The organism is Saccharopolyspora rosea, assembly GCF_025643595.1.
Lineage (GTDB): Bacteria > Actinomycetota > Actinomycetes > Mycobacteriales > Pseudonocardiaceae > Saccharopolyspora > Saccharopolyspora rosea.
In genome coordinates, this window is sequence record NZ_CP102826.1 from 5,142,403 (window position 1) to 5,163,913 (window position 21,511).

Annotated in this window: 23 protein-coding genes; 7 read left to right on the plus strand and 16 right to left on the minus strand. The window is 72.2% G+C overall.

Annotated features, from left to right (window positions below):
* Positions 1 to 124 precede the first annotated feature (124 nt).
* From NV263_RS23785 to ftsZ, 7 genes are all read right to left on the minus strand, one after another.
* Positions 125 to 559 (minus strand): hypothetical protein, encoded by a 435-nt coding sequence (locus NV263_RS23785; protein ID WP_263248837.1) that lies wholly within the window; start codon positions 557 to 559, stop codon positions 125 to 127.
* A gap of 87 nt (positions 560 to 646) precedes the next feature.
* Positions 647 to 1,492, minus strand: a complete 846-nt coding sequence (gene wag31 / locus NV263_RS23790) for a DivIVA-like cell division protein Wag31 (RefSeq protein ID WP_263248838.1) — start codon at positions 1,490 to 1,492, stop codon at positions 647 to 649.
* A gap of 47 nt (positions 1,493 to 1,539) precedes the next feature.
* Positions 1,540 to 1,824 (minus strand): YggT family protein, encoded by a 285-nt coding sequence (locus tag NV263_RS23795; RefSeq protein WP_263248839.1) that lies wholly within the window; start codon positions 1,822 to 1,824, stop codon positions 1,540 to 1,542.
* Between the two features lie 19 nt (positions 1,825 to 1,843).
* Positions 1,844 to 2,458, minus strand: a complete 615-nt coding sequence (locus NV263_RS23800) for a cell division protein SepF (protein ID WP_263248840.1) — start codon at positions 2,456 to 2,458, stop codon at positions 1,844 to 1,846.
* Between the two features lie 71 nt (positions 2,459 to 2,529).
* On the minus strand, positions 2,530 to 3,261 hold the full coding sequence (locus NV263_RS23805; RefSeq protein ID WP_263248841.1) for a YggS family pyridoxal phosphate-dependent enzyme: 732 nt from the start codon (positions 3,259 to 3,261) through the stop codon (positions 2,530 to 2,532).
* Positions 3,258 to 3,977 carry a peptidoglycan editing factor PgeF gene (gene pgeF / locus NV263_RS23810; protein ID WP_263248842.1) on the minus strand — a complete coding sequence of 240 codons (720 nt, stop codon included), beginning with the start codon at positions 3,975 to 3,977 and terminating at the stop codon, positions 3,258 to 3,260. The genes NV263_RS23805 and pgeF overlap by 4 nt, the downstream gene beginning before the upstream one ends.
* Positions 3,978 to 4,097: 120 nt before the next feature.
* Positions 4,098 to 5,603 (minus strand): cell division protein FtsZ, encoded by a 1,506-nt coding sequence (ftsZ, locus tag NV263_RS23815; RefSeq protein WP_263248843.1) that lies wholly within the window; start codon positions 5,601 to 5,603, stop codon positions 4,098 to 4,100.
* A 461-nt stretch (positions 5,604 to 6,064) separates the two neighbouring features.
* Here ftsZ and NV263_RS23820 point away from each other — a divergent pair, with 461 nt between their 5' ends.
* Positions 6,065 to 6,982 carry an SDR family oxidoreductase gene (locus NV263_RS23820; RefSeq protein WP_263248844.1) on the plus strand — a complete coding sequence of 306 codons (918 nt, stop codon included), beginning with the start codon at positions 6,065 to 6,067 and terminating at the stop codon, positions 6,980 to 6,982.
* A gap of 1 nt (position 6,983) precedes the next feature.
* On the opposite strand, the gene NV263_RS23825 is transcribed toward NV263_RS23820, so the two are convergent.
* The 5 genes from NV263_RS23825 to NV263_RS23845 all read right to left on the minus strand — a co-directional run bounded on the left by NV263_RS23825 (position 6,984) and on the right by NV263_RS23845 (position 12,219).
* Complete coding sequence (locus NV263_RS23825) at positions 6,984 to 7,946, minus strand: helix-turn-helix transcriptional regulator (RefSeq protein WP_263248845.1); 963 nt, start codon at positions 7,944 to 7,946, stop codon at positions 6,984 to 6,986.
* Positions 7,947 to 7,976: 30 nt separating this feature from the next.
* Complete coding sequence (locus NV263_RS23830) at positions 7,977 to 8,783, minus strand: carbohydrate ABC transporter permease (protein ID WP_263248846.1); 807 nt, start codon at positions 8,781 to 8,783, stop codon at positions 7,977 to 7,979.
* Positions 8,776 to 9,660 (minus strand): carbohydrate ABC transporter permease, encoded by an 885-nt coding sequence (locus tag NV263_RS23835; protein WP_263248847.1) that lies wholly within the window; start codon positions 9,658 to 9,660, stop codon positions 8,776 to 8,778. Before NV263_RS23835 ends, NV263_RS23830 begins: the two co-directional genes overlap by 8 nt.
* Entirely contained in the window at positions 9,657 to 10,985 is a 1,329-nt protein-coding gene (locus tag NV263_RS23840) for an ABC transporter substrate-binding protein (RefSeq protein ID WP_263248848.1), read from the minus strand. The genes NV263_RS23835 and NV263_RS23840 overlap by 4 nt, the downstream gene beginning before the upstream one ends.
* Positions 10,986 to 11,061: 76 nt before the next feature.
* The gene (locus NV263_RS23845; protein ID WP_263254337.1) at positions 11,062 to 12,219 is read right to left on the minus strand and encodes a nitric oxide synthase oxygenase; all 1,158 of its coding nucleotides are present in this window, start codon (positions 12,217 to 12,219) and stop codon (positions 11,062 to 11,064) included.
* A gap of 215 nt (positions 12,220 to 12,434) precedes the next feature.
* Here NV263_RS23845 and phnA point away from each other — a divergent pair, with 215 nt between their 5' ends.
* The 4 genes from phnA to NV263_RS23865 all read left to right on the plus strand — a co-directional run bounded on the left by phnA (position 12,435) and on the right by NV263_RS23865 (position 17,635).
* Positions 12,435 to 13,667 carry a phosphonoacetate hydrolase gene (gene phnA / locus NV263_RS23850; RefSeq protein ID WP_263248849.1) on the plus strand — a complete coding sequence of 411 codons (1,233 nt, stop codon included), beginning with the start codon at positions 12,435 to 12,437 and terminating at the stop codon, positions 13,665 to 13,667.
* Positions 13,664 to 14,932: an MFS transporter gene (locus NV263_RS23855; RefSeq protein ID WP_263248850.1), complete on the plus strand. Its 1,269-nt coding sequence runs from the start codon at positions 13,664 to 13,666 to the stop codon at positions 14,930 to 14,932. The genes phnA and NV263_RS23855 overlap by 4 nt, the downstream gene beginning before the upstream one ends.
* A 126-nt stretch (positions 14,933 to 15,058) precedes the next feature.
* The gene (locus NV263_RS23860) at positions 15,059 to 16,189 is read left to right on the plus strand and encodes a TIGR03364 family FAD-dependent oxidoreductase (RefSeq protein ID WP_263248851.1); all 1,131 of its coding nucleotides are present in this window, start codon (positions 15,059 to 15,061) and stop codon (positions 16,187 to 16,189) included.
* A complete protein-coding gene (locus tag NV263_RS23865) occupies positions 16,190 to 17,635 on the plus strand; it encodes an aldehyde dehydrogenase family protein (protein WP_263248852.1) in 1,446 nt (481 codons plus the stop codon).
* A gap of 38 nt (positions 17,636 to 17,673) precedes the next feature.
* On the opposite strand, the gene NV263_RS23870 is transcribed toward NV263_RS23865, so the two are convergent.
* On the minus strand, positions 17,674 to 17,862 hold the full coding sequence (locus NV263_RS23870; protein WP_263248853.1) for a DUF397 domain-containing protein: 189 nt from the start codon (positions 17,860 to 17,862) through the stop codon (positions 17,674 to 17,676).
* 9 nt (positions 17,863 to 17,871) lie between these two features.
* Entirely contained in the window at positions 17,872 to 18,735 is an 864-nt protein-coding gene (locus NV263_RS23875; protein WP_263248854.1) for a helix-turn-helix domain-containing protein, read from the minus strand.
* A 116-nt stretch (positions 18,736 to 18,851) separates the two neighbouring features.
* On the opposite strand from NV263_RS23875, the gene NV263_RS23880 reads away from it, so the two are divergent.
* Together NV263_RS23880 and NV263_RS23885 are read left to right on the plus strand one after the other, a co-directional pair.
* Entirely contained in the window at positions 18,852 to 19,109 is a 258-nt protein-coding gene (locus tag NV263_RS23880; RefSeq protein ID WP_263248855.1) for a hypothetical protein, read from the plus strand.
* A gap of 52 nt (positions 19,110 to 19,161) precedes the next feature.
* Entirely contained in the window at positions 19,162 to 20,055 is an 894-nt protein-coding gene (locus tag NV263_RS23885; RefSeq protein ID WP_263248856.1) for a LysR substrate-binding domain-containing protein, read from the plus strand.
* Between the two features lie 41 nt (positions 20,056 to 20,096).
* Here NV263_RS23885 and NV263_RS23890 read toward each other — a convergent pair whose 3' ends face one another.
* Both NV263_RS23890 and NV263_RS23895 read right to left on the minus strand, forming a co-directional pair.
* The gene (locus NV263_RS23890) at positions 20,097 to 20,630 is read right to left on the minus strand and encodes a DinB family protein (RefSeq protein WP_263248857.1); all 534 of its coding nucleotides are present in this window, start codon (positions 20,628 to 20,630) and stop codon (positions 20,097 to 20,099) included.
* A gap of 78 nt (positions 20,631 to 20,708) precedes the next feature.
* Positions 20,709 to 21,509, minus strand: a complete 801-nt coding sequence (locus NV263_RS23895; RefSeq protein ID WP_263248858.1) for a helix-turn-helix transcriptional regulator — start codon at positions 21,507 to 21,509, stop codon at positions 20,709 to 20,711.
* Positions 21,510 to 21,511: the final 2 nt, after the last annotated feature.

Sequence of the window (21,511 nt, forward strand, 5' to 3'; positions counted from 1 at the left end):
GGACCCGTCCGGTTCTACTGAGGCGCCGACGGCGCCCGTTCTTCCGGAGGCTCCCCGGTGATGGCCGGATCATCGCCACGTGCACCCCAGGATAGCGCGCCCGCGCCAGCGCTTTTCCGGGCGGCTACCGAGCGCTGCGGGACCGCGCGGCCAGCGTCGCGTCCGGCGTGCACCGGCCGCAGGGCGTGAACCCGAGCTCGCGGGCTTCGCGCAGCGCCAGGGGGATGGTCGGGCGGTCGCCCACCCAGGAGCAGTCCTCGACGTGGTAGCGGGGGCGCTCGTCGATCACGAGGACCTCGGCGTCGAGGTCGGCGGTCGTCCGCGCGTCCTGTTCGCTGGTGTCCTCCCGCGCCGGCTCCTCGCCCACGTCGGCGAACGCCGGCTCACCGGCGCCGCGCTGCGCGGCGCGCCTGCGGCGCAGCCGGTGCACCGCCAGCAACACGGCTCCGAACCCGCACAGCAGCACGGACAGCCACGCCCACTCCGGATGACCGGAGACCACTGCGGTGACGAGCACGGCGGCCGCCGCGACGACCAGCAGGAGCACGACCACCAGCACTGCGACCTCCGCTCTGCCCCGGAACACGGCGTCGGCGGCGACAGGTGCATCGCACCGTCACCGCCGACGCGGGCGACGTCCGGGCCGTCAGCCCGCCTCGGCCGCCCGGGCTCCGAAGCTGTAGCTGGCCTGCTGACCGGAGGACCGGCTGCCACTGCCGCTGTCGGCGGGCGCCGCGGATCCGCGGTCCTGCAGCTCGCGGAGCTGCGATTCGAGGTAGGTCTGCAGGCGGGTGCGGTACTCGCGCTCGAAGGTGCGCAAGGTCTCGATCTTCTTCTCCAGCGCGTTCTTCTCCTGGGTGATGTTGCCCATCACCTCGGCGTGCTTGCGCTGCGCGTCGCGTTCCAGGCTGGCGGCCTTCTCCCGGGCCTGCCGCTCCAACGTCTCGGCCCGGGTGCGGGCGTCGTTGAGCATCGTCTCGGCGCGGGTGCGCGCCTCGTTGACCATGCTGTCGGACTTGGAGCGCGCTTCGGACAGCAGCTGTTCGGACTTGGTGCGCGCCTCGGACAGCATGCCGTCGGCCTCGGCCTTGGCCTCGCCGGTCAGACGGTCGGCCATCTCCTGCGCCAGGCCGAGCACCTTGGCGGCCTGGACGTGGTGATCGCCACCCGGGGACGTCTGCTCGGCTGCGGTCGGCGCAGGCACCGGCGTCAGACGACGCGGCTCCTCCGGCGGGGCGGCCGGCGCCGAGGAGACCGCCGACGCCGCCGCCGCCTGGTTGCGGGCGTCGTCGAGGTCGACCTGCGCGGTCTGCAGCTGCGACTCCAGCTGCTCCACCTGGCTGCGCAGGTCGTTGTTCTCCTCCACCAGCCGGGCAAGCTCGGCTTCAACGAGATCGAGGAAGGCGTCCACCTCGTCCTCGTTGTAGCCCCGCTTACCGATCGGAGGTTTGCTGAACGCGACGTTATGAACGTCGGCGGGGGTCAGGCCCACAAGATCACCTCACGCACTCCTCGGCTGCGGGTAGCCCGGGTTCCCCGTCACCCGGGTTGAACCAGTCGCATCAGTATGAACACGACCAGCAGCAGCACCATAATCGATAGGTCCAGTCCGACGCCGCCGATCCGGACCGTCGGAATGAGCCGACGCACCAGCCGGATGGGTGGGTCGGTCACTGTGTAGATGCTCTCCAACGCGATTGCAACCCCCCCGACGGGCCGCCAATCGCGCGCGAACACTCGAACGAGTTCGATCACGATACGGGCCGTGAGCAGCAACCAGAAGAAGAACAGAACGTAAAACAGGACGATCTTCACCGGATCCACAACTCAACTGTGCCACCACTCACCCGTAGTTGAAAAAGGCACCCTCGGCGAGCCGCCGCTTGTCCTCCGCGGCGACGTCCACGTTGGGCGGTGAGAGCAAGAACACGCGGTTGGTGACCTTCTCGATCGACCCCCGCAGGGCGAAGGCGAGCCCGGCGGCGAAGTCGACCAGCCGCTTGGCGTCGGATTCGTCCATCTCCGTCAGGTTCATGATCACCGGCGTGCCGTCGCGGTACTGCTCGCCGATGGTGCGCGCCTCGCTGTAGCTGCGCGGGTGCAACGTTGTGATCTTGCTCAAGTTGAACTGCGTTCCGGTGTCGGTGACCGCTCGGAGCCGGGAGACCTCCCGCGGCGGTTCGGCGGACAACGACCGGGCCGCGGGCTCCGCGGACCACTGCCGCCGAGGCCGCGGTGGCGGGTCCTCGACGTAGCCCTCCGGCTCCCCGTCGCCGTCGGACTGGTAGCTTCCGCGGACACCTGCCGGCCGTCGCCGCGGCGCCGACCGGTCGGTGGGAACGTCGAAGGAATCCGCGTTCGCGTAGCGGTCGCGGTAGGCCACTTCGTCGTCGTACTCGTCGACCTCGTCGGCCGGGACCATGCCGAAATAGGCCTTCAACTTGTGCAAAGCGCTCATCGGCATGCCCTTCCTGTGCGACTCCCCTGCACCGAGCACGAGGCGGCCGGTTCCCGGCCGCCTGTAGCGGCTTACGGCGAGGTTAACCGGCGACCTCCGAGCAGAGCTGTTCCGACACGCACCCGCGTGGAGCCGTGGGCGACAGCACTCTCCAGATCACCGCTCATCCCTGCCGACACCTCGCCAGCTTCCGGGTGATCCCGTCGCACGCGCTCGGAGATCACCGAAAGTGTGGCAAAAGCCACCTCTGGATCACCGTACAGGGGGGCCACCGCCATCACGCCCCGGAGTCGAAGATCACTCGACACGGCAATCTTCTCCGCGAGCGCCGGCACGTCCTCGGGCGGACATCCGCCGCGTTCCGGACGCGGGTCCAGATTGACCTGGATGAGCACGTCGAGCGGGTCGTCCCGGTCACCCGCGTCCAGCGCGTTGGCGGTGGCGCGTTGCAGGGCGTCGACGAGCCGCTCGCTGTCCACGGACTCGACGACGTCGGCCCAGCGGACCACGGCGCGCGCCTTGTTCCGCTGCAACTGCCCGACCATGCGCCAGCGGACCGCGGCGTCCGGGCGCAGCTCGGCGAATTCGGCGACCTTGCCGCGCGCCTCCTGTTCCCGGTTCTCGGCGAACTCGGTCAGCCCCAGGTCGGACAGCAGCGCCGCGTCCGAGGCGGGGAAGGTCTTGGTCACCGCCACCAGCTCGACCTCGCTGGGGTCCCGCCCGGCGGCGCGGCAGGCCGCGTCCAGCCGCGCGCGGACCTCCTGGAGGGATTCGGCCAGTTCGCGCCGCCGTTCCTCGCTCACTCGTCGCCCTCCGGGTCGATCCAGATCACCGAGCCGAGCCGGCCGGTGCGCCCCCCGTCGCGGCGGTGGCTGAACAACTCCGGCGACTCGATCGTGCAGCGCGGGTCCACCCCGATGCGGGCGATCCCGGCCTGCGCCAACTGTTCCCACATCCCCGCGCGCAGGTCGAGCCCGGTCGTGCCGCGACGGGTCCGGCACGCGCTGCCGGGCAGGTGTTCCTCCACATCGGCCTGCATCTCGCGCGGCACCTCGTAGCACTCGCCGCAGGCCGCCGGGCCCAGCAGCGCCTCCACCCGGTCCAGCCGGGCGCCGGCCTCGCGCATGGCCTTGAGCGCCGAGACGAGCACTCCGACCCGGGCGCCGACGCGTCCCGCGTGGACCGCCGCGACCACCCCGGCCTCCGGATCGGCGAGCAGCGCGGGCACGCAGTCCGCGGTCAGCACCACCAGCGCGAGACCGGGTTCCGCGGTCACGAGCGCGTCGGTCGCCTCGACGGCTTCGGGGCGGGGTCCGTCCACCACCGTCGCGGTGCGGCCGTGGATCTGCTCCATCCACACCAGACGGTCCGCCGGAAGGCCGATGCCCTCGGCGAGCCGACGCTGGTTGGCCGCCACCGCGGCCGGGTCGTCACCGACCCTGCCGCCCAGGTTGAACGAGTCGTACGGCGGCGCCGAGACGCCGCCCTCCCGCGTGGTGATCACGCGCCGAATCCGCACTTCTCCGCCTCCCCGGGCACCTCGCCGGACGTGCCCGCACACAAATCGACACCGGAACAGGCGTTCCGGTGCCGATTCTCGCGCATGCTCCCCGCCCGAGGGGGCGGGCCCGCACCGCCGTCAGCGGCGCATGAACGGGGGGATGTCGACGTCGTCGTCGTTGTCGTCACCGACCGGGACGGCGCGGTTGGGCAGCGACCCGGTGCGCCCGGCCGTGCCGGTGTGCGTCGGGTACCCGCCGCTCGCGCGGGCCGGCACCGTGACGCCCTGCTGCCCGGTCGTCGAGCCGTCGCCGCCGAACGGCCCCTGCCGCGGGGGGACGCTGGTGCGCTGCGGCGCGGACTCCTGCTGCTCCGGGCGGTAGCTCTCGGTCCGCTGCTCCTGGGCGGGCTCGGTGCTCGGCACGGGCTGCGGAGCGGGAGTCGACTGCTGCGGCTGCTGCGGCTGCGCCGGTTGTTGCGGCTGCACCGGCTGCTGCTGCGTCGGCTGCTGCTGGGCCGGGGGCTCCGGCTGCGCCGGCTGCGGCGCCGGGGCGGGCGCCGCCGGGCGTTCCGGCTCGGACCGCGGCTGCTGCACGGCGGGCCGCGCGGTGCTCTCGGTCCCCGAGGACGGGGACTCCACCACGTTGTCCTCCGGGCGCGAGGAGACCTTGGTCGGCTCCAGCTTCTTGTGCGTCGGCGCACCGGAATCGAAACCGGCGGCGATCACCGTGACGCGCACCTCGTCGCCGAGGGAGTCGTCGATGACCGTACCGAAGATGATGTTGGCCTCGGGGTGCGCGGACTCCTGCACCAGCGACGCGGACTCGTTGATCTCGAACAGCCCGAGGTCGGATCCGCCCGCTATGGCCAGCAGCACGCCGTGCGCGCCTTCCATGGACGCCTCCAGCAGCGGCGAGTTGATCGCCTTCTGCGCGGCTTCCACGGCTCTGCCCTCCCCTCTCGCGGAGCCGATGCCCATCAAGGCACTGCCCGCCCCGGACATGACGCTCTTGACGTCGGCGAAGTCCAGGTTGATCAGACCGGGCGTAGTGATCAGGTCGGTGATGCCCTGCACACCGGACAGCAGCACTTCGTCGGCCGAGCGGAAGGCGTCCATCAGGCTGACCCCGATGTCGCCGAGCTGCAGCAGCCGGTCGTTGGGGATCACGATCAGCGTGTCGCACTCGTCGCGGAGCGCCTTGATCCCCTCTTCGGCCTGCTGCGCGCGGCGCTTGCCCTCGAAGGAGAACGGTCGGGTGACCACACCGATGGTCAGCGCGCCGAGCTTGCGGGCGACCTGCGCGACCACGGGTGCGCCGCCGGTGCCGGTGCCGCCGCCCTCCCCGGCGGTCACGAACACCATGTCGGCGCCCTTGAGGACCTCCTCGATCTCCTCCTTGTGGTCCTCGGCCGCCTGCCTGCCGACCTCCGGCGCCGCACCGGCGCCGAGACCCCGGGTGAGCTCCCGGCCGATGTCGAGCTTGACATCGGCGTCGGACATCAGCAGGGCCTGCGCGTCGGTGTTCACCGCGATGAACTCGACGCCTTTGAGCCCGACCTCGATCATGCGGTTCACGGCGTTGACGCCGCCGCCGCCGATGCCGACGACCTTGATCACCGCGAGGTAGTTGTGCGGGGGCGTCATCGGATCCGCCTTCCTGATCGTGGCTCTGCGCTCTCTGCTCCGACCGCCGGAACGGGCACCCCCTGGTACCCCGGTCGCCGCGGGTGCCGGAACCGCCGAGCCGCCGGTCCGGTGCCCGGTGGTGCGGACCGTAGGCATCCGGGCGCCTCCGCGTCCAGCAGCCACGCCGGAGTCCGTGGCAGGTGTTCCGTGCCTCGCACCGCGTCACTTCCGCTTCGACCGGGTGCCCGCGCCTGGCGGCGCATCGAGCCGAGCTGTACCTCCCCTTCTGCGGTGGTCACGTCACGACGTGATCACCGCCGACACCGTACCCCGAACGCCGCGGTCGCGTCGGAGGCAGGCGGAGCGTCGACCTGCCCCGTTGGAGGGGACCCGCGCGGCGGTGCGGAAATCCGGACCGGAGGTGTCTGGAATCGCTGCCAGGCTGCTCGCGACCGAGAACCCGACTGGGAGGAAGAGGAATGAGCGGACCACTGCACGGCGCGGTCGCGCTGGTCGCCGGGGCGACTCGCGGGGCGGGGCGCGGCATCGCCGTGGAACTGGGGGCCGCCGGCGCGACGGTGTACGGAACGGGGCGCACGACGCGGCGGCAGCGCTCCGACTACGGCCGGCCGGAGACCATCGAGGAGACCGCCGAACTGGTCTGCGCGGCCGGCGGCACCGGCATCGCGGTCCAGGTCGACCACACCGTCCCGGAGCAGGTGCGGGACCTGGTGCGGCGGATCGAGTCCGAGCAGGGGAAGTTGGACGTCCTGGTCAACGACCTCGGTGGCGAGCACCTGCTCGACTGGCACAAGCCGATCTGGCAGCAGGACCTCGACATGGGGCTGCGGCGGCTGCGCATCGGCATCGAGGCGCACATGATCACCGCGCACCACGCGCTGGGACTGCTGTCGCGGCGGCCGGGTGGACTGGTCGTGGAACTCACCGACGGCACCGCCGAGCACAACGAGCGGCACTACCGCGGTGAGCTCGGCGCGTTCTTCGACGTCGCGAAGGTGGCGTTGCACCGGTTGGCGCGGGCCGAGGGCGAGGAGCTGGCGCCGCACGGCGGCACGGCGGTGTCGCTGTCGCCGGGCTGGCTGCGCTCGGAGCTGATGCTGGATTTCTACGGCGTCACCGAGGAGAACTGGCGGGACGCCCTCGCGGCCGAGCCGCACTTCTGCATCTCGGAGTCGCCGCACTACGTCGGCCGGGCGGTCGTCGCGTTGGCCACCGACCCGCAGGTGGCGCGGTGGAACACGCGGTCGCTGTCCAGCGGGCAGCTGGCCGGGGTGTACGGCTTCACCGACGTCGACGGTTCGCAGCCGGACTGCTGGCGCTACGCCCTGGAAGTCCGGGACGCGGGCAAGCCCGCCGATCCCACCGGCTACCGGTGAATCAGCGGTACAGCGCGGTGAGCCGGGACGCGGCGTCGGCCATCCGGCGCCGCAGCTCGGGCGGGTCGAGGACCTCGACCTCGGGGCCGAGGCGCAGCATCTGCTCGTAGGCGACGTCGAGGGATTCCACCGGCATCGTCGCGGTGACCCAGCCGGACTCGTCGGCCTCGCCCGCGGAAGCGTCGGCCCCGCGGGCGGCCTCCTCGTCGACGAGCACGGGCAGGCGGCGCAGGCCGGTCGGGCTCAGGCGCACCCGGATGTGGTCGGTGAGCAGCGAGCGGCCGAAGTCCGACACGTGCGAGTCCCAGAACGCCGCCAGGTCGAAGGACTCGTCGCGGGCGAACTGCGCGCCGGGCTCCACCCGGCTGAAGCGGTCCACCCGGTACACCAGGAACCGCCGCCCGCGGCGGGCGGCCAGGTACCAGACACCGGCCTTGAGCACGAGGCCGTGCGGTTCGAGCTCGCGCCGCACCTCCGCGCCGTCGCGGCGGTACCACGCCGTGACGGCGCGGTCCTGCCACACCGCGCGGCTGAGTTCCGGCAGCAGGTCCGGGGTCTCGGCCGCGCGGAACCAGCGCGGCGCGTCCAGGTGGAACCGCCGCCCCACCCGCTCCGGGGCGTCGCGCAGCGGCGGCGCGAGCGAGGCCGACAGCTTGACCCGGGCGGCGGCCACCGCGTCGGCCAACCCCATGTCACCGGCGGGCCCGGGCACCCCGGCGAGCAGCAGCGCCTCGGCCTCCGCGCGGTGCAGGCCGGTGAGCCGCTGCCGGTAGCCGCCGAGCAGCCGGTAACCGCCGGTGCGACCGCGCTCGGCGTACACCGGCACGCCCGCCTCCGCCAGCGCGAGCACGTCGCGCGCGACGGTGCGCTCGGAGACCTCCAGTTCCCGGGCCAGCTCCGCACCCGTCATCGATCCGCGCGCCTGCAACAGGCACAGCAACGCGATCAGCCTCGACGCCCGCACGCCGCGACACTACGTCGGCGGACCGACAGCTCACTTCAGCCCGGTCGTCTTGAGGGAGGCGACCAGCCAGCGCTGGCCGAGCAGGAAGACCACGACGGTCGGGACCGCGGCGAGCATCGCGGCGGCGATGACGTACTGCTGCTTGGACGCGTACTGGCCCTGCAACGAGGCGATGCCGACCTGGACCACGCGCAGCGACTCGTCCTGGGCCACCGCCAGCGGCCACAGGAACGAGTTCCAGTTCGCCAGGAAGAACAGCACCGCCAGCGCGGCGAGCATCGGCCGGCTCAGCGGCAGGATGACGTGCCAGTAGACGCGCCAGTGCCCGCAGCCGTCGAGGTGCGCGGCCTCCTCCAGCTCGGGCGGGACCCCCAGGTAGAACTGGCGCAGCAGGAAGATGCCGAAGGCGTTGAACACGCCCGGCACGATCAGGCCCGCGTAGCTGTCCACCATGCCCAGTCCGCGCACCACGACGAACAGCGGCACCAGGATCACCGGCAGCGAGATGAGCAGGGTCGCCACCACCGAGGCGAAGGCGAACCCGCGACCGCGGAACGACAGCCGCGCCAGCGCGTACGCGGCCATCGAGTGCAGGAACAGCGCGATCACCGTGACGGTCACCGACACGAAGGCGCTGTTGGCCAGGTACCGCAGGAACGGGACCTCGGTGAGCACGTAGGCCACGTTGGACAGCGTCAGCTCGCGCGGCCAGCCGAGGTCGTAGAGCTCGTCGGCGGGGCGGAACGCGCTCAGCAGCAGCCACAGCAGCGGTGCGACCGAGACGAGCGCGACGGCGTAGGCCAGCGCGGCGCGTCCGGCGCGGCGGCGGTCACGCATCGAACCGACCTCCCCTGGTCAGCGCGAACAGCGCGGCGGTCACGGCGCCCAGGGCCACCACCAGCAACGCGCAGATCGCCGCGGCGTAGCCGAACCGGCCGAACTGGAACGCCTGCTGGTAGGCGTAGTAGACGACCGTCGAGGTGGCGTTGGCCGGGCCGCCGGAGGTGGTGACGAAGACCAGGTCGAACGCCTGCAGCCCGGTGACCGCGTTGATCGTCGAGGTGACCAGCACGAAGAAGCTCGTCGGGCGCAGCATCGGCCAGGTCACCCGGCGGAACCGCTGCCACGGCCCCGCACCGTCCACAGTGGCCGCGTCGTACAGCTCGGCCGGGATGTCCTGCAGGCCGCCGACGAAGATCAGCATCTGGTAGCCCATCAGGAACCACACGCTGATCAGCACCAGCGTCACCAGCGCCAGGTCCGGGTCACCCAGCCACGAGACGCCGCCCAGCCCGACCGCGGCGCCGAGCCTGCTGACCACACCGGTCTTGTCGGTGAGCAGGAACTGCCACAGCAGGCCGATCACCACCAGGCTCACCGCGTTGGGCAGGAACAGCGCGGCCCGCACCGCGCCGACGCCCGGGAAGTGGTCCCGGACCAGCAACGCCAGCGCGAGCGAGACCACGAACGCCAGCGGCACGAACAGCACCGCGTACAGCGCGGTCACGCCGAAGCTCCGCCACAGCAGGCCGTCCCCGGCCATGAGCCGGAAGTTGTCCAGCCCGGCCCACGAGACGTTGCCGAAGCCGTCGACGTCGAACAGGCCGACCACCAGCGCCAGCGCGGTCGGGACGGCGACGAACAGCAGCAGCCCCAGCCCGTCCGGGGCGAGGAAGGCGAACGCCGCGGCGGCGTCGGATCGGCGGCGGCTCATTGGATCGCGGCTCCGTCGTAGGTGGACAGGAACGTGTCGATCTGCTCGGCGGCGGCCTCGGCCGCCCGCACCGGGTCCGCCCCGTCGAGCTGGCACGCCTGCAACGCGTCCGAGACGGCCCGGTACACCTCCGGCGGGTAGCGGGGTTCGGGCCGGGCCCGGGCCATGACCTGCTCGGCGAACACCCGCATCGGGCCGCGGTCGAACGCGCCGCGGTCGCGGGCGGCGCGCTGCACCGAGTAGCGGGGCGGGAGGTTCGTCTTGGCCTCGGTGTTCCAACGGCGCATCCGGTCGATGCACGCCGGGTCGGAGGAGCCGAGCGCCCAGGCCACGAACTCGGCGGCGGCCTCCGGGTTGGCGCCCTTGGCGTTGGCGACCATCGCCCAACTGCCCAGCGCGGTGGTGTAGCTGCCGCCGGGCGGGGTGGGCAGCGGGACCACGCCGTAGCGGAAACCCGGCGCCTGCTCGGCGATCTCGGCGATGCCCCAGATGCCGAGCTGCTGCATGGCGCAGTAGCCGTGGGCGATGTTGGACACCGAGTCGTTGCCGCCCTCGCCCTGCACCCGGCGCGGGGCCGCTCCGCGGCGGACCGAGTCCTGCCAGAACCGCAGCGCGGCGCGCGCGGCCGGACCGGCGAAGGCGGACCGGCGCTGGTCCGGGGTGAACACCTCGCCACCGGCCATCCACAGGAACGGGTACCAGGTGAAGTTCTGGTAATAGCCCGGGTTGGTCTCCAGCAGCAGGCCGAAGCGATCCGGGGTGGTGAGCCGTTCGGCGAGCGCGAGCAGGTCGTCCCAGGTGCGCGGCAGGTCCCCTTCGGACAGCCGGGCGCGCTCGAAGGCCGCCTCCGAGTAGTACAGCGCGAGCGGTTCGATCTCCATCGGCAGGCCGTAGACCCGCCCGTCGACCAACCGGGTTTGCAGCACCTCCGGCAGGAAGTCCTCGCGGACGCCCGGATCCAGGTGCGGGGTCAGGTCGGCGAGCGCGCCGCCGTTGTAGTAGCGCAGGAAGTCGCCCGGGCTGAGCAGGAACACGTCGGGGCCGGCGCCCGCGCTGAACGAGGTCTGCAGCGTCGGCCCGGACTTGTAGTCCTTGTTCGGCACGTACCGCACGCGGACCTTGACGTCGTGCGTGGCGTTCCACTCGGCGGCCAGCCGGACGACCCAGTCGCTCTGCCGCTTCTGCTGGCCGCCGGGTCCGTAGAAGTTCCAGAAGGTGATCTCGCGGGGGTTCCGGGCCGGTCCGCAGCCGGTGAGCACGCCTCCGGCGAGCGCGGTCGCACCGAGTCCGCGGAGGAAGGAGCGCCGAGTGCGGAGTCGCGCCATGGATCACCCCCAAGAAAACGTTTGCTGACGGTATGCAGTGATCGGGGTCACGTCAATGCGCCATTCGAGTGGGTGATCACCTGAACCGGGGTGGGCCGCCCTCCTGGGCTCGACGCACCGCGTCGTCGTCCAGGAAGAAGTCCGGGCGCTGCGGCGTGCTGTCGTAGTAGCGGTGGAAGACCGGGGTCTGGGCGCCGGACATCGGCGGGACGATCCACGACCAGTCGACCGGGCAGCGGCGCCCGGCCGCCTCCTCCTTGGCCAGGTGCGTCAGGAACCGGTGGGACTCGGTGTGGTGGTCGGTGATGGTCACCCCGGCCCGCCGGTAGGAGTGGTGGACCGCGCGGGTCAGTTCCACCAGCGCCCGGTCCCGCCACAGCGAGTCCTCCCGGGAGGTGTCCAGGCCGAGCCGTTCGGCCACCACCGGGACCAGGTCGTAGCGGTCCGGGTCGGCGAGGTTGCGGGCACCGATCTCGGTGCCCATGTACCAGCCGTTGAACGGTGCGGCCGGGTAGGAGACGCCGCCGATCGACAGGCGCATGTGGCTGATCACCGGTACCGCGTGCCACCGCAGCCCGAGCTCGGCGAACCACGGCAGGTCCGGGTGCGCCAGGGGCACCTCCAGCACCGCGTCGGCGGGCAGCGCGAACATCCGCGGCCCCTCCTCGGCCGTCTCGACCACCAGCGGCAGGACGTCGAAGGCGCTGCGCCGGGCGGGCGGCTGCCAGCCGGCGTTCGCGACCGCGGCGGTGAACCGGGCGGCGCGCGGATCGCCGAGCACCGCGCCGTCACCGCCGTCGTACCCGGCGTAGCGGATGAGCTGCTCGTTCCAGATGCGCGGCGCCGGGCGACCCGGCACCTCCGGCGGGAACACGCTGATGACCGGGCGGATCTTGCCCCGGTTGGTGGCCATCCGCAGGTGTTCGACGCAGTGCGCCGCGACCTCGGCGGCGCCGTGCACGTCGCGCAGGTCGCGGACCTTGAGGCTGCGCCAGTACAACCGGCCGATGCAGCGGGCGCTGTTGCGCCAGGCCACCTTCGCGCCGAAGGCCAGCTCCCGCGGGGTGTGCCGGTAGGTGCCCACGGTCTCGACCTCGTAGCGCACCCGGTCCAGCCGTTGTCGCAGGGACCCCGCGTCGCGGTTCTCGGTGTGGAACAGCCGCAGGAACTCCTCCGCCTCGGCGAGGTCGACCGGGTCCGCCCCCGAGGCGGACGTCTGCCGCACCACCCGCAGCCGCCTGGTCGCCTGCGATTCCCCCCGGGAGAAGAACGTCTCCGGCGACTCCCCGCTCACCCTGAACACACCGCACACATTAGCGCGGCGCAGTTGATCTCGGACGACGTGCACGATCCTTTATGGGCGCCATAGGCACTTTCGCAGTTCCGGGACACCGAATGCGTTGTTACCAAGGGAATCGACCGTTCCCCGCACTTCGGGTGGAGACCTCGATGAACCGCAATTCCCTGCAGATCAACGGCCGCGACTACGACGCGCCGCGCGGACCGGTGGTGGTCGTGTGCGTCGACGGCAGCGAACCCGACTACCACCGGAAAGCGATCGCCGCAGGTCGGATGCCGTTCCTGGCGGAGCTCGCGGAGTCCGGCGCCGCGCTGGAGGCCGACTGCTCGATGCCCTCCTTCACCAATCCGAACAACCTGTCCATCGCCACCGGAGTGCCGCCCGCGGTCCACGGCATCTGCGGGAACTACTTCTACGACGCCGAATCCGGCACCGAGGTGATGATGAACGATCCGCGATTCCTGCGGGCGCCCACGTTGTTCGCCGAATTCGAGCGGGCGGGCGCGAAGGTCGCGGTGGTCACCGCCAAGGACAAGCTGCGGCGGCTGCTCGGCAGCGGCCTGGACAAGGGGGTGCGCTTCTCCGCCGAGCACGCCGACCGCGCGACCGAGGCGGACAACGGCATCTCCGACGTGCTCCGATTGGTCGACCGCCCGCTGCCGTCGGTCTACAGCGCCGACCTCAGCGAGTTCGTGCTGGCCGCCGGGGCGGTGCTGCTGGAGCGGGAACGGCCGGACCTGATGTACCTGTCGTTGACCGACTTCGTGCAGCACAAGCACGCGCCCGGCAGCCCGGCCGCCGACGACTTCTACGCGATGATGGACGGCTACTTCCGGCGCCTCGACGAGCTCGGCGCGACGCTGGTGATCACCGCCGACCACGGGATGAACGCCAAGGCCGACGCCACCGGGGCGCCGAACGTCGTCTACCTGGGCAGCGTCCTCGACGAGCTCGTCGGGCCGGGGACCTGCCGCGTGGTGCTGCCGATCACCGACCCGTACACCGCCCACCACGGCGCGCTCGGTTCCTTCGCCACCGCGTACCTGCCGGACGGCGTCGACGTGCGCGAGCGAATCGCCGCGCTGCCGGGCGTCGAGCAGGTGCTGCCCCGCGAGCAGGCGTGCGAGCGGTTCGAGCTGCCCGCCGACCGGATCGGCGACCTGGTCGTCATCGGCGACCGGAGCACCGCGCTGGGCACCACCCCGGACGGCCACGATCTGTCCCAATTGGACGGTCGGCTGCGCTCCCACGGCGGGCTCGCCGAGCAGCGGGTCCCGTTCCTGGTCAACCGCCCGGTCGCGGTGCCGGACGGGCACCGGCTGCGCAACCACGACGCGTTCTGGGTGGCGCTCAACCACACCGGCGGGAGGAGACCGAGATGACTTCGACCGGTGTCCGCGCCCCGGAGCTCCTCCGGCGGCGCCGCTGGCAGTGGCGGATCTTCGCGATCACCTGGGTCGCCTACGCCGCGTTCTACTTCACCCGCCAGGCGTTCTCGGTGGCCAAGGTCGGCATCCTGGACGACCCCGCGGTCAACACCACCCTCACCAAGCAGGTGCTCGGTGATCTGGACGCCGTCTACCTGGCGGCCTACGCCGTCGGCCAGTTCGTGTGGGGCTCGGTGGCCGACCGGTTCGGGCCGCGCGTGGTGGTCTGCGGCGGACTGCTGATGTCGGCGGTGGCGGCGACGTCGATGGGCCTGCTGCCCGCGGTCGTGCTGTTCCTGCCGCTGATGGTGGTGCAGGGCCTCTCCCAGTCGACCGGGTGGGCGGCGCTGTGCAAGAACGTGTCCGCGTTCTTCGCGGTGGAGCAGCGCGGCCGGGTGCTCGGGCTGTGGAGCACCAACTACGCCTTCGGCGGGCTGGTCGCGGGCCCGTTCGCCGGGTGGGCGGCCTACACCGCGTGGTCGGACTGGCGGGTGGCGTTCCTCGCCGGAGCCTCGGTCGTGCTGGTCGTGGTGGTGCTGTTCCTGCTGTTCCAGCGCGACCACCCGTCCCGGGCTGGCCTGCCGGGGCACGACGAGGAGCCCGCCGCGCAGGAGCGCCCGTCGCTGCGCGAGGCGATGCTCACCGGGGTGCGCGACCGGATGGTGCTCACCCTCGGCCTGGCGTACTTCCTGCTCAAGCCCGCGCGCTACGCGATCCTGCTGTGGGGACCGGTGCTGGTCACCGAGCGCATCCCGCACACCTCGAAGTTCGAGGCGGTCGTCATCCCGGTCGCCTTCGGGGTGGCCGGCCTGCTGGCGCCGATCGCGATCGGGTACGTCTCCGACACCTGGTTCGGCGCCCGCCGCGTCCCGCCGTGCGTGCTCAGCCTCGCCGCGCTGGTGGCCGCGTTGGCGCTGTTCATCCCGCTGACCGCATCGGGCAGCGTGGTGCTGATGGTGGTGGTGCTCGCGCTGATCGGGTTCACCGCCTACGCCGCGGACGCGATGATCTCGTGCGTGTCCGCTGTGGACTTCGGCACGTCGTCGCGGGCCGGTGCGGCGGCGGGGTTCGTCAACGGGTGCGGTTCGGTCGGGGCGATCCTCGGCGGGCTGCTGCCCGGTTACCTCGGCGGCACCGCGCTGTTCCTCGGATTCGCCGGGGCCGCCCTGCTCTCCTGCCTGATCCTGCTGCCCCGCTGGAACCAGCGACCGGCGGCCTGAGCACTCGTCTTCGAACTCCTCGTGCGCGGCGGTGCCGGGCGCGCGGCCACGCACCGCCGGGGAAGCGGCTACCGCCGCCCTCCGGGGACCGGGTTCGAAGACCGGCACCGACGAGAGGAGTCAGCGATGAACCGAGCGGATGTGGCCGTGGTCGGCGGCGGGATCGTGGGGCTCGCGCACGCCCTGGCGGTGGCCCGGCGCGGCGCGCGGGTGGTGCTGTTCGAACGCGACGAGCGGGCGGTCGGCGCGTCGCTGCGCAACTTCGGCCTGCTGTGGCCGATCGGCCAGCCCGGCGACCGCTACGAGCGGGCGTTGCGCAGCCGCGAGATCTGGTTGGAGATGGCCCGGCGAGCGGGGCTGTGGTGCGCCGAGGTCGGCTCGCTGCACCTGGCCTACCACGCCGATGAGCAGGCCGTGCTGGAGGAGTTCCTGGACACGACCCCGGCGGCGCGGGAGCGGGGCTGCCGCCTGCTCACCCCCGCCGAGGTCGCCGACGCCAGCGACGTCGTGGTGCCCGAGGGGCTGCGCGCCGCGCTGTGGAGCCCGACGGAGGTCAACGTCGACCCGCGGCAGGCGATCCCGGGCGTGGCGGCGGCGCTGGCGCGCGACTTCGGCGTCGAGCTGAGGTTCGGCACCGCGGTGCGCGGGATCTCGCTGCCGCACGTCGAGACGACCTCCGGAACCTGGCGGGTGGACCGGGTTTTCGTGTGCAGCGGCAACGAGTTCCAGGCGCTGTACCCGGAGGTCTTCGCCGACAGCGGCATCCGGCGGTGCAAGTTGCAGATGCTGCGCACCGGGCCGCAACCGGCGGGCTGGGCGCTGGGCCCGACGCTGTGCGCCGGGTTGACGCTGCTGCACTACCAGTCGTTCGCGCACTGCACGTCGCTGGCGCCGCTGCGCCAGCGGTTCGGCGACGAGCTGCCGTTCCACCGCGAGCACGGCATCCACGTGCTGGTCTCGCAGACCGCGTCCGGAGAGGTCACCATCGGCGACTCGCACGCCTACGGCGACACCCACGACCCCTTCGAGCACGAGGCGGTCAACCGGGCGATCCTCGACTACTTCGAGGGTTTCGCCGCGATCCCGCGCCCGGCCATCGCCGAGCGCTGGCACGGCGTCTACCCGTCGCTGCCGGACGGGCGGGCTCATCTGGTGGTCGACCCCGAACCCGGGGTCACGGTCGTCAACGGCCTCGGCGGAGCCGGGATGACGTTGTCCTTCGGGTTGGCCGACGACACCGTTTCGCAGGAGGTGTGAATGTCCGAGCTGCTGGGAAATCACGTCGGCGGCCGCTGGGTGCCCGCCGAGACCGGGCTGACCCGTCCCGACGTCAACCCCGCCGACACCCGGGACGTCCTCGGCGAGTTCGCCGAGTCCGGTGGGGTCGACGTGGAGGCCGCGGTGGACGCGGCGCGCGCCGCCCGCGCCGACTGGCACGGCCTCGGCCCGATCCGCCGCGCGGAGTTCCTGCGCGAGGCGGGCCGGCTGATCTCCGCGCGGGCCGCGGAGTTCGCCGAGACGATCACCCGCGAGCAGGGCAAACTGCTGTCCGAGGCGCGCGGCGAGGTGCGCCGCGCGCTGGAGGTCCTGGACTTCACCGCCGGCGAGTCGCGGCGGCTGGGCGGCGTCACCGCGCCCGCCGAGGACCCGCGCACCTGGGCGTTCACCTTCCGCCGCCCGATCGGCGTGGTCGGCCTGATCACGCCGTGGAACTTCCCGCTCGCGATTCCGATGTGGAAGGTCGCGCCCGCGCTGCTGTCCGGCTGCACGGCGGTGCTCAAACCCTCGCCGCTGACCCCGCTGACCGCGGCGCTGCTGGTCCGCGCGTTCGCCGACGCCGGACTGCCGCCGGGCGTGCTGAACCTCGTGCAGGGCGACCGGCCGGTCGGCGAGGCGCTGGTGGCGCACCAGGCGGTCGCCGGGATCTCGTTCACCGGCTCGGTGCCGGTCGGCACCGCCATCCAGCGGGCGGGCGCCCACCGGCTGTTGAAGACGCAGCTGGAACTCGGCGGCAAGAACGCGGTCGTCGTCCTCGACGACGCCGACCTGGAGCAGGCCACCGACGCGATCGTGCGCGGCGCGTTCGGCCAGGCCGGGCAGCGTTGCAGCGCCACGAGCCGGGTGGTCGCCGACGTCCGCGTCGTCGACGAACTGGTCGACCGGCTGGTGGAACGGGTCGCCGCGCTGCGCGTCGGGCCGGGGACCGACCCGGGCAGCGACGTGTGCCCGGTCGTCAACGACGACCGCATGCGGGCGTGCCTGGACGCGGTGCACCGCGCCGAGGACTCCGGTGCGGTGGTCGCCTGCGGCGGCGCAGCCGCGACCGACGGCCTGCCGCCGGGCCACTACGTTCGGCCGACGGTGCTGCGCGACGTCCCGTGGGACGCCGAGATCGCGCAGGAGGAGATCTTCGGCCCGGTCCTGTCGGTGATCGACAGCGACGGCTTCGACGATGCGCTGCGCATCGCCAACTCCGTCCGCTACGGCATGTCCGGCGCGGTGTTCACCCGCGACCCGGCCCGGATCTTCGAGGCGCTGGACCGCTTCGAGGCCGGGATGCTGCACGTCAACCGGCCGGGCGTGGGCGCCTACGCGCACCTGCCGCACGTCGGCGCCAAGCAGTCCCAGCACGGACCGCCCGAATGTTCGCCCCAGGTCTGGGACTTCTACACCGAGTGGCGCTCGGCCTGCATCGCGTACTGAGGACGCGCCGGTTCCGCGACGGGCGCGGGCGAATCCGCTCAGCGTCCGTCGCGGAGCCGACCGAGGAACGCCGTCCACTGCCTCCGCGCGAACACCAGCGCGGGCCCGCCCGGGTCCTTCGAATCCCGCGCCGCCACCGCGTCCCCGCCCAGGAACGCGACTTCCACGCAGGCGCCCTGGTTCATGCTCCGGCTGGACTTCCGCCAGCGCGTGACCCGCTCAGGCACTCGCCACCTCTACCGCAGTTCGGACAGAACGTTCTCGATGAACGTCTTGGATTCTCGTCGACCGAGTGCTTCCTTGCGAAGAGCTTTCGCAATCGAACTGTAGGTGTCGATCAGCACAGGATCTTCGACGTCGTAGCGAGCGCCCAGCACCGGATGGCTCTCCAGGAAGACACCGGGCGTGAAGTCCTCGAATTCGAGCAGGACGAACTTGCCGTCCATGCCGGAATGCGCGCCCACGCCCGTCGGCAGCACCTGCACGGTGACGTGCGGCAGCTCTCCCATCGTGAGCAGGTGCCGGAGCTGGTCAGCGAGGACGTCCCGCCCGCCGATCGGGCGCCGCAGCACGGCTTCCTCGATCACCACGTCCAGCACCAGCGGACGTTCCGCCTCCAGTCGGCGTTGGCGTTCCAGCCGCAGCTCCGCGACCTTGGTCCGGTTCCCGGGCGCGACGCTCCGACTCGCCTCCGTCAGCGCGGCCGCGTAGTCGCGGGTTTGGAGAAGACCCGGCACAACCAGCTGCTCGTAGTTGAATTCACGCACAGCCTCGCCCTCGGAGCCGAGGAAGAAGGCGAACCACTCCTCGACCACGTCCGAGTACGGTTCCCACCAACTGGGTTCCGAGGAACGTTTCGCCTGCTCGACAAGCGTTTCCGCCTCGGATTCCGGTGCACCGTAGAAGCGGAGCAGATCGCGCACGTCCCGGTACTGGAGCCGGTACATGCCCGCTTCCATCTGGCTGATCTTGCCCCGCGAGCACCCGAGTTCCCCGGCGGCCTCGCTGGTGGTGCGCCCGGCTTCGCGACGGAAGTGGCGAAGCCTCGCCCCAATCCTGCGGCGCAGCGACACCGCGTCGGTCCTGATAGCCACGCTCACCTCCTACCAGGCCAAGTCTGCACCAGGGGCACCGTCCGTCGATCGAGTGCTAGCTCGACTAACGCGTTAGCCATTAACGTGTTAGCCACATCACGGAACCCACCAAGGAGGTCGCGGTGCAGGAAGTCGTCAGCGAGGAGAAGTTCCTCGCGGAGCTGGAAGAACTGGCCCGGGAGAACGCGCCCAGGGTGTTCGCGTTGTGTTCCGAGGTCGGTGAGCGCGAGGACGGGTACGCCGCGTACTGGGGCATGGCGTTCGACGACGGTGCCGAGGTGGTGAGCACGTCCGGGCCCATGCGGGGCAGCTTCCGGTCCGCCGAATCCGCGCTCGGCCGCCTTTCCGGTCGCCGCAACCTCCACCTCGTCTGGATCTGACAGCGGGTCGGCGGATCTTGACCGGGCGTCGCGGGCGGCCGAGGGTGGCGGGATGCGGCTCAACCTGCACCGGCTGTGGATCTTCCTGCACGTCGTGGACGAGGGCGGGTTCTCCGCGGCGGCGCAGAAGCTGTTCATGAGCCAGCCCTCGGTGTCCAACCAGGTGCGGCAGCTGGAGAAGTCGTTGCACGCCACGCTCATCGACCGCTCCGGGGCCCGGATCCGGCCGACCGCCGAGGGCGAGGTGCTCGCCGACTACGCGCGGCGGATCTTCCTGCTCGCCGGGGAGGCGGTGGCCGCGCTCGACCAGGTGCGCGACCTGCAGGCCGGGGAGCTCGCGGTGGGCGGGACCAGCACCGTCGGCACCTACCTGCTGCCACGACTGGTCGCCCGCTTCCACCACCGGCACCCCGGCCTGCGGTTCGGCGTGCGCACCGGCAACGGCGAGCAGGTGCTGCGGGAACTGCTCGACGGCGAGGTCGGGATCGCGGTGTTCGCCGACCGACCGGACGCCGACCAGGTCGTGGTCGAGCCGATGTTCTCCGACCGGCTGGTGCTCATCGCCCCGCCCGAGCACGCCCTGGCGGACCGCCGGGCGCGGCCCACCGACCTGGCCGACCAGCGCTTCCTGATGCGCGAACGCGGCTCCGCCACCCGCCGCCTGCAGGAGGAGACGCTGCTCGGCTGGAACCTCGCCCCGGAAACGGCCGACATGTCCGGCACCGAAACCCTCAAGCAGGGCGTGGCCGCCGCGCTCGGCGTGTCCCTGATCTCCGAGCACGCCGTCGCGCACGAACTCCGCGAGGGGGAGCTGACGACCATCCGCGTCGACCCCGAACCCCCGGCCCGCCCCGTCGTCGTCGCCTACCGCCGGGACCGCCTCCTGTCCGCAGCCGAGCGGGCCTTCCTGTCCCTGCTGCACGAACTCCGCGACTGGCCTGCTTGAGTTCGTCTTCGAACTAGCCGAGACGGCCGCTGAACTCAGCGTTACCCGAGGATGGGTGTGCCGGTGGCCTCGATCAGCTGGTACGCGGTCGCGCCGTCCAGGGTCTCCCGGAGGATGTCGGCGTGGCCCGCGTGGCGGGCCGTTTCCTGGATGAGGTGGCTGAGCACCCAGCGGGGCGTCCGGACGGTGCCCTCCGGCAGCAGGCTGCTCAGCGGCGAGATGTCCAGCGGTGCCCCCAGGTCCGCGACGCCGGAGACCACCGACTCGGTGTCCCGGGCCTGCGCCCGGTACGCCTCCACCAGGCCGTCCAGCGTCTCCCCGTCGAGCACCCGGAACTCCGCGTCCCAGTCGCGCTCCGGCGACGGGCGCCCGGCCAGCACGTCCACCCAGTTCCGCTCGGCCGCCGTGACGTGCTTGATCACGCCGCCGAGGCACGGCCCGCTGACCGTCGGCCGCGCGGCGGCCTGCTCGTCGGTGAGCCCGTGCACGGCACGTCGCAGCGACGCCCGCTGTTCCTCCAGGAAGGCCAGCAGACCGTCCCGCTCGTCGGTCGCCGCACGCACCAAAGTCGGCATCGTTCCTCCATCCACTCGGGTGTCCGCATCATGCCCCGGGGCACCGACAACGCCGCTCATCGTCCACGGTGGACCGCCTCACCGCGTCGCGACCAGCCGGCGGAAGGCGCGGGCGGCGGTGGAGCCGGGATCCGCGGTGACGAAGACGACCTGCTGGTCGTCCTCGGGGACCGGCAGCACGTCGCAGTTGACGCGGATCCGGCCGACCTCGGGGTGGTCGAGCACCTTCCGGCGGTGGCCGGGCGCGTGCACCGGGTACGCCTCCCACAGCTCGCGGAACTCCGGGCTGCGAGCGCGCAGTTCCGCCAGCAGGTGCGCGAGGTCCGCGTCGTCGGAGTAGCGAGCGTGGGCCGCTCTCAGCCGCGCCGCCGCGATGCGGCCGAAGCTCTCCGCCGCGCTGCTCTCGACGATCCCGGTGCGCAGGAAGTGGCGGCGGGCCAGGTTCGGTTCCCCGCGCAGATCGCCGAGCAGGGCGTCGGCGAGCGGGTTGAAGGCGACGACCCGGTACGCGGCGTCGGTGACCACGGCCGCGGTGTCGGGCAGGCGGCGCAGCATCTCGGCGATGTGCGGGCGCACCCGGCGCACCGGACTGGACGGCGGTGGTGCGCTCGCGCCCGCCAGGGCGAACAGGTGCGCGCGCTCCGCCGGTGCCAGGCGCAACGCGTCGGCGAGCGGTCCGAGGACGTGCGGCGAGGGCCGCGGGCCCCGCGCCTGCTCCAGGCGCGTGTAGTAGTCGACGGACATGTGCGCCAGCAGCGCGACCTCCTCGCGCCGCAGCCCCGAGGTGCGACGGGGTCCCCGACCGGGCAGGCCGATGCTCGCCGGGTCCAGGCGCGCCCTGCGGGACCGCAGGAATTCCGCGAGTTCCGCCCTGGCCATGC

Bases quoted from the DNA above. Each gene is read 5' to 3' on its own strand.
- NV263_RS23800 (WP_263248840.1), bottom strand. From the start codon at position 2,458: ATGAGCGCTTTGCACAAGTTGAAGGCCTATTTCGGCATGGTCCCGGCC.
- ftsZ (WP_263248843.1), bottom strand. From the start codon at position 5,603: ATGACGCCCCCGCACAACTACCTCGCGGTGATCAAGGTCGTCGGCATC.
- NV263_RS23820 (WP_263248844.1), top strand. From the start codon at position 6,065: ATGAGCGGACCACTGCACGGCGCGGTCGCGCTGGTCGCCGGGGCGACT.
- NV263_RS23830 (WP_263248846.1), bottom strand. From the start codon at position 8,783: ATGCGTGACCGCCGCCGCGCCGGACGCGCCGCGCTGGCCTACGCCGTC.
- NV263_RS23835 (WP_263248847.1), bottom strand. From the start codon at position 9,660: ATGAGCCGCCGCCGATCCGACGCCGCCGCGGCGTTCGCCTTCCTCGCC.
- NV263_RS23840 (WP_263248848.1), bottom strand. From the start codon at position 10,985: ATGGCGCGACTCCGCACTCGGCGCTCCTTCCTCCGCGGACTCGGTGCG.
- phnA (WP_263248849.1), top strand. From the start codon at position 12,435: ATGAACCGCAATTCCCTGCAGATCAACGGCCGCGACTACGACGCGCCG.
- NV263_RS23855 (WP_263248850.1), top strand. From the start codon at position 13,664: ATGACTTCGACCGGTGTCCGCGCCCCGGAGCTCCTCCGGCGGCGCCGC.
- NV263_RS23860 (WP_263248851.1), top strand. From the start codon at position 15,059: ATGAACCGAGCGGATGTGGCCGTGGTCGGCGGCGGGATCGTGGGGCTC.
- NV263_RS23865 (WP_263248852.1), top strand. From the start codon at position 16,190: ATGTCCGAGCTGCTGGGAAATCACGTCGGCGGCCGCTGGGTGCCCGCC.
- NV263_RS23885 (WP_263248856.1), top strand. From the start codon at position 19,162: ATGCGGCTCAACCTGCACCGGCTGTGGATCTTCCTGCACGTCGTGGAC.
- NV263_RS23890 (WP_263248857.1), bottom strand. From the start codon at position 20,630: ATGCCGACTTTGGTGCGTGCGGCGACCGACGAGCGGGACGGTCTGCTG.
- NV263_RS23895 (WP_263248858.1), bottom strand. From the start codon at position 21,509: ATGGCCAGGGCGGAACTCGCGGAATTCCTGCGGTCCCGCAGGGCGCGC.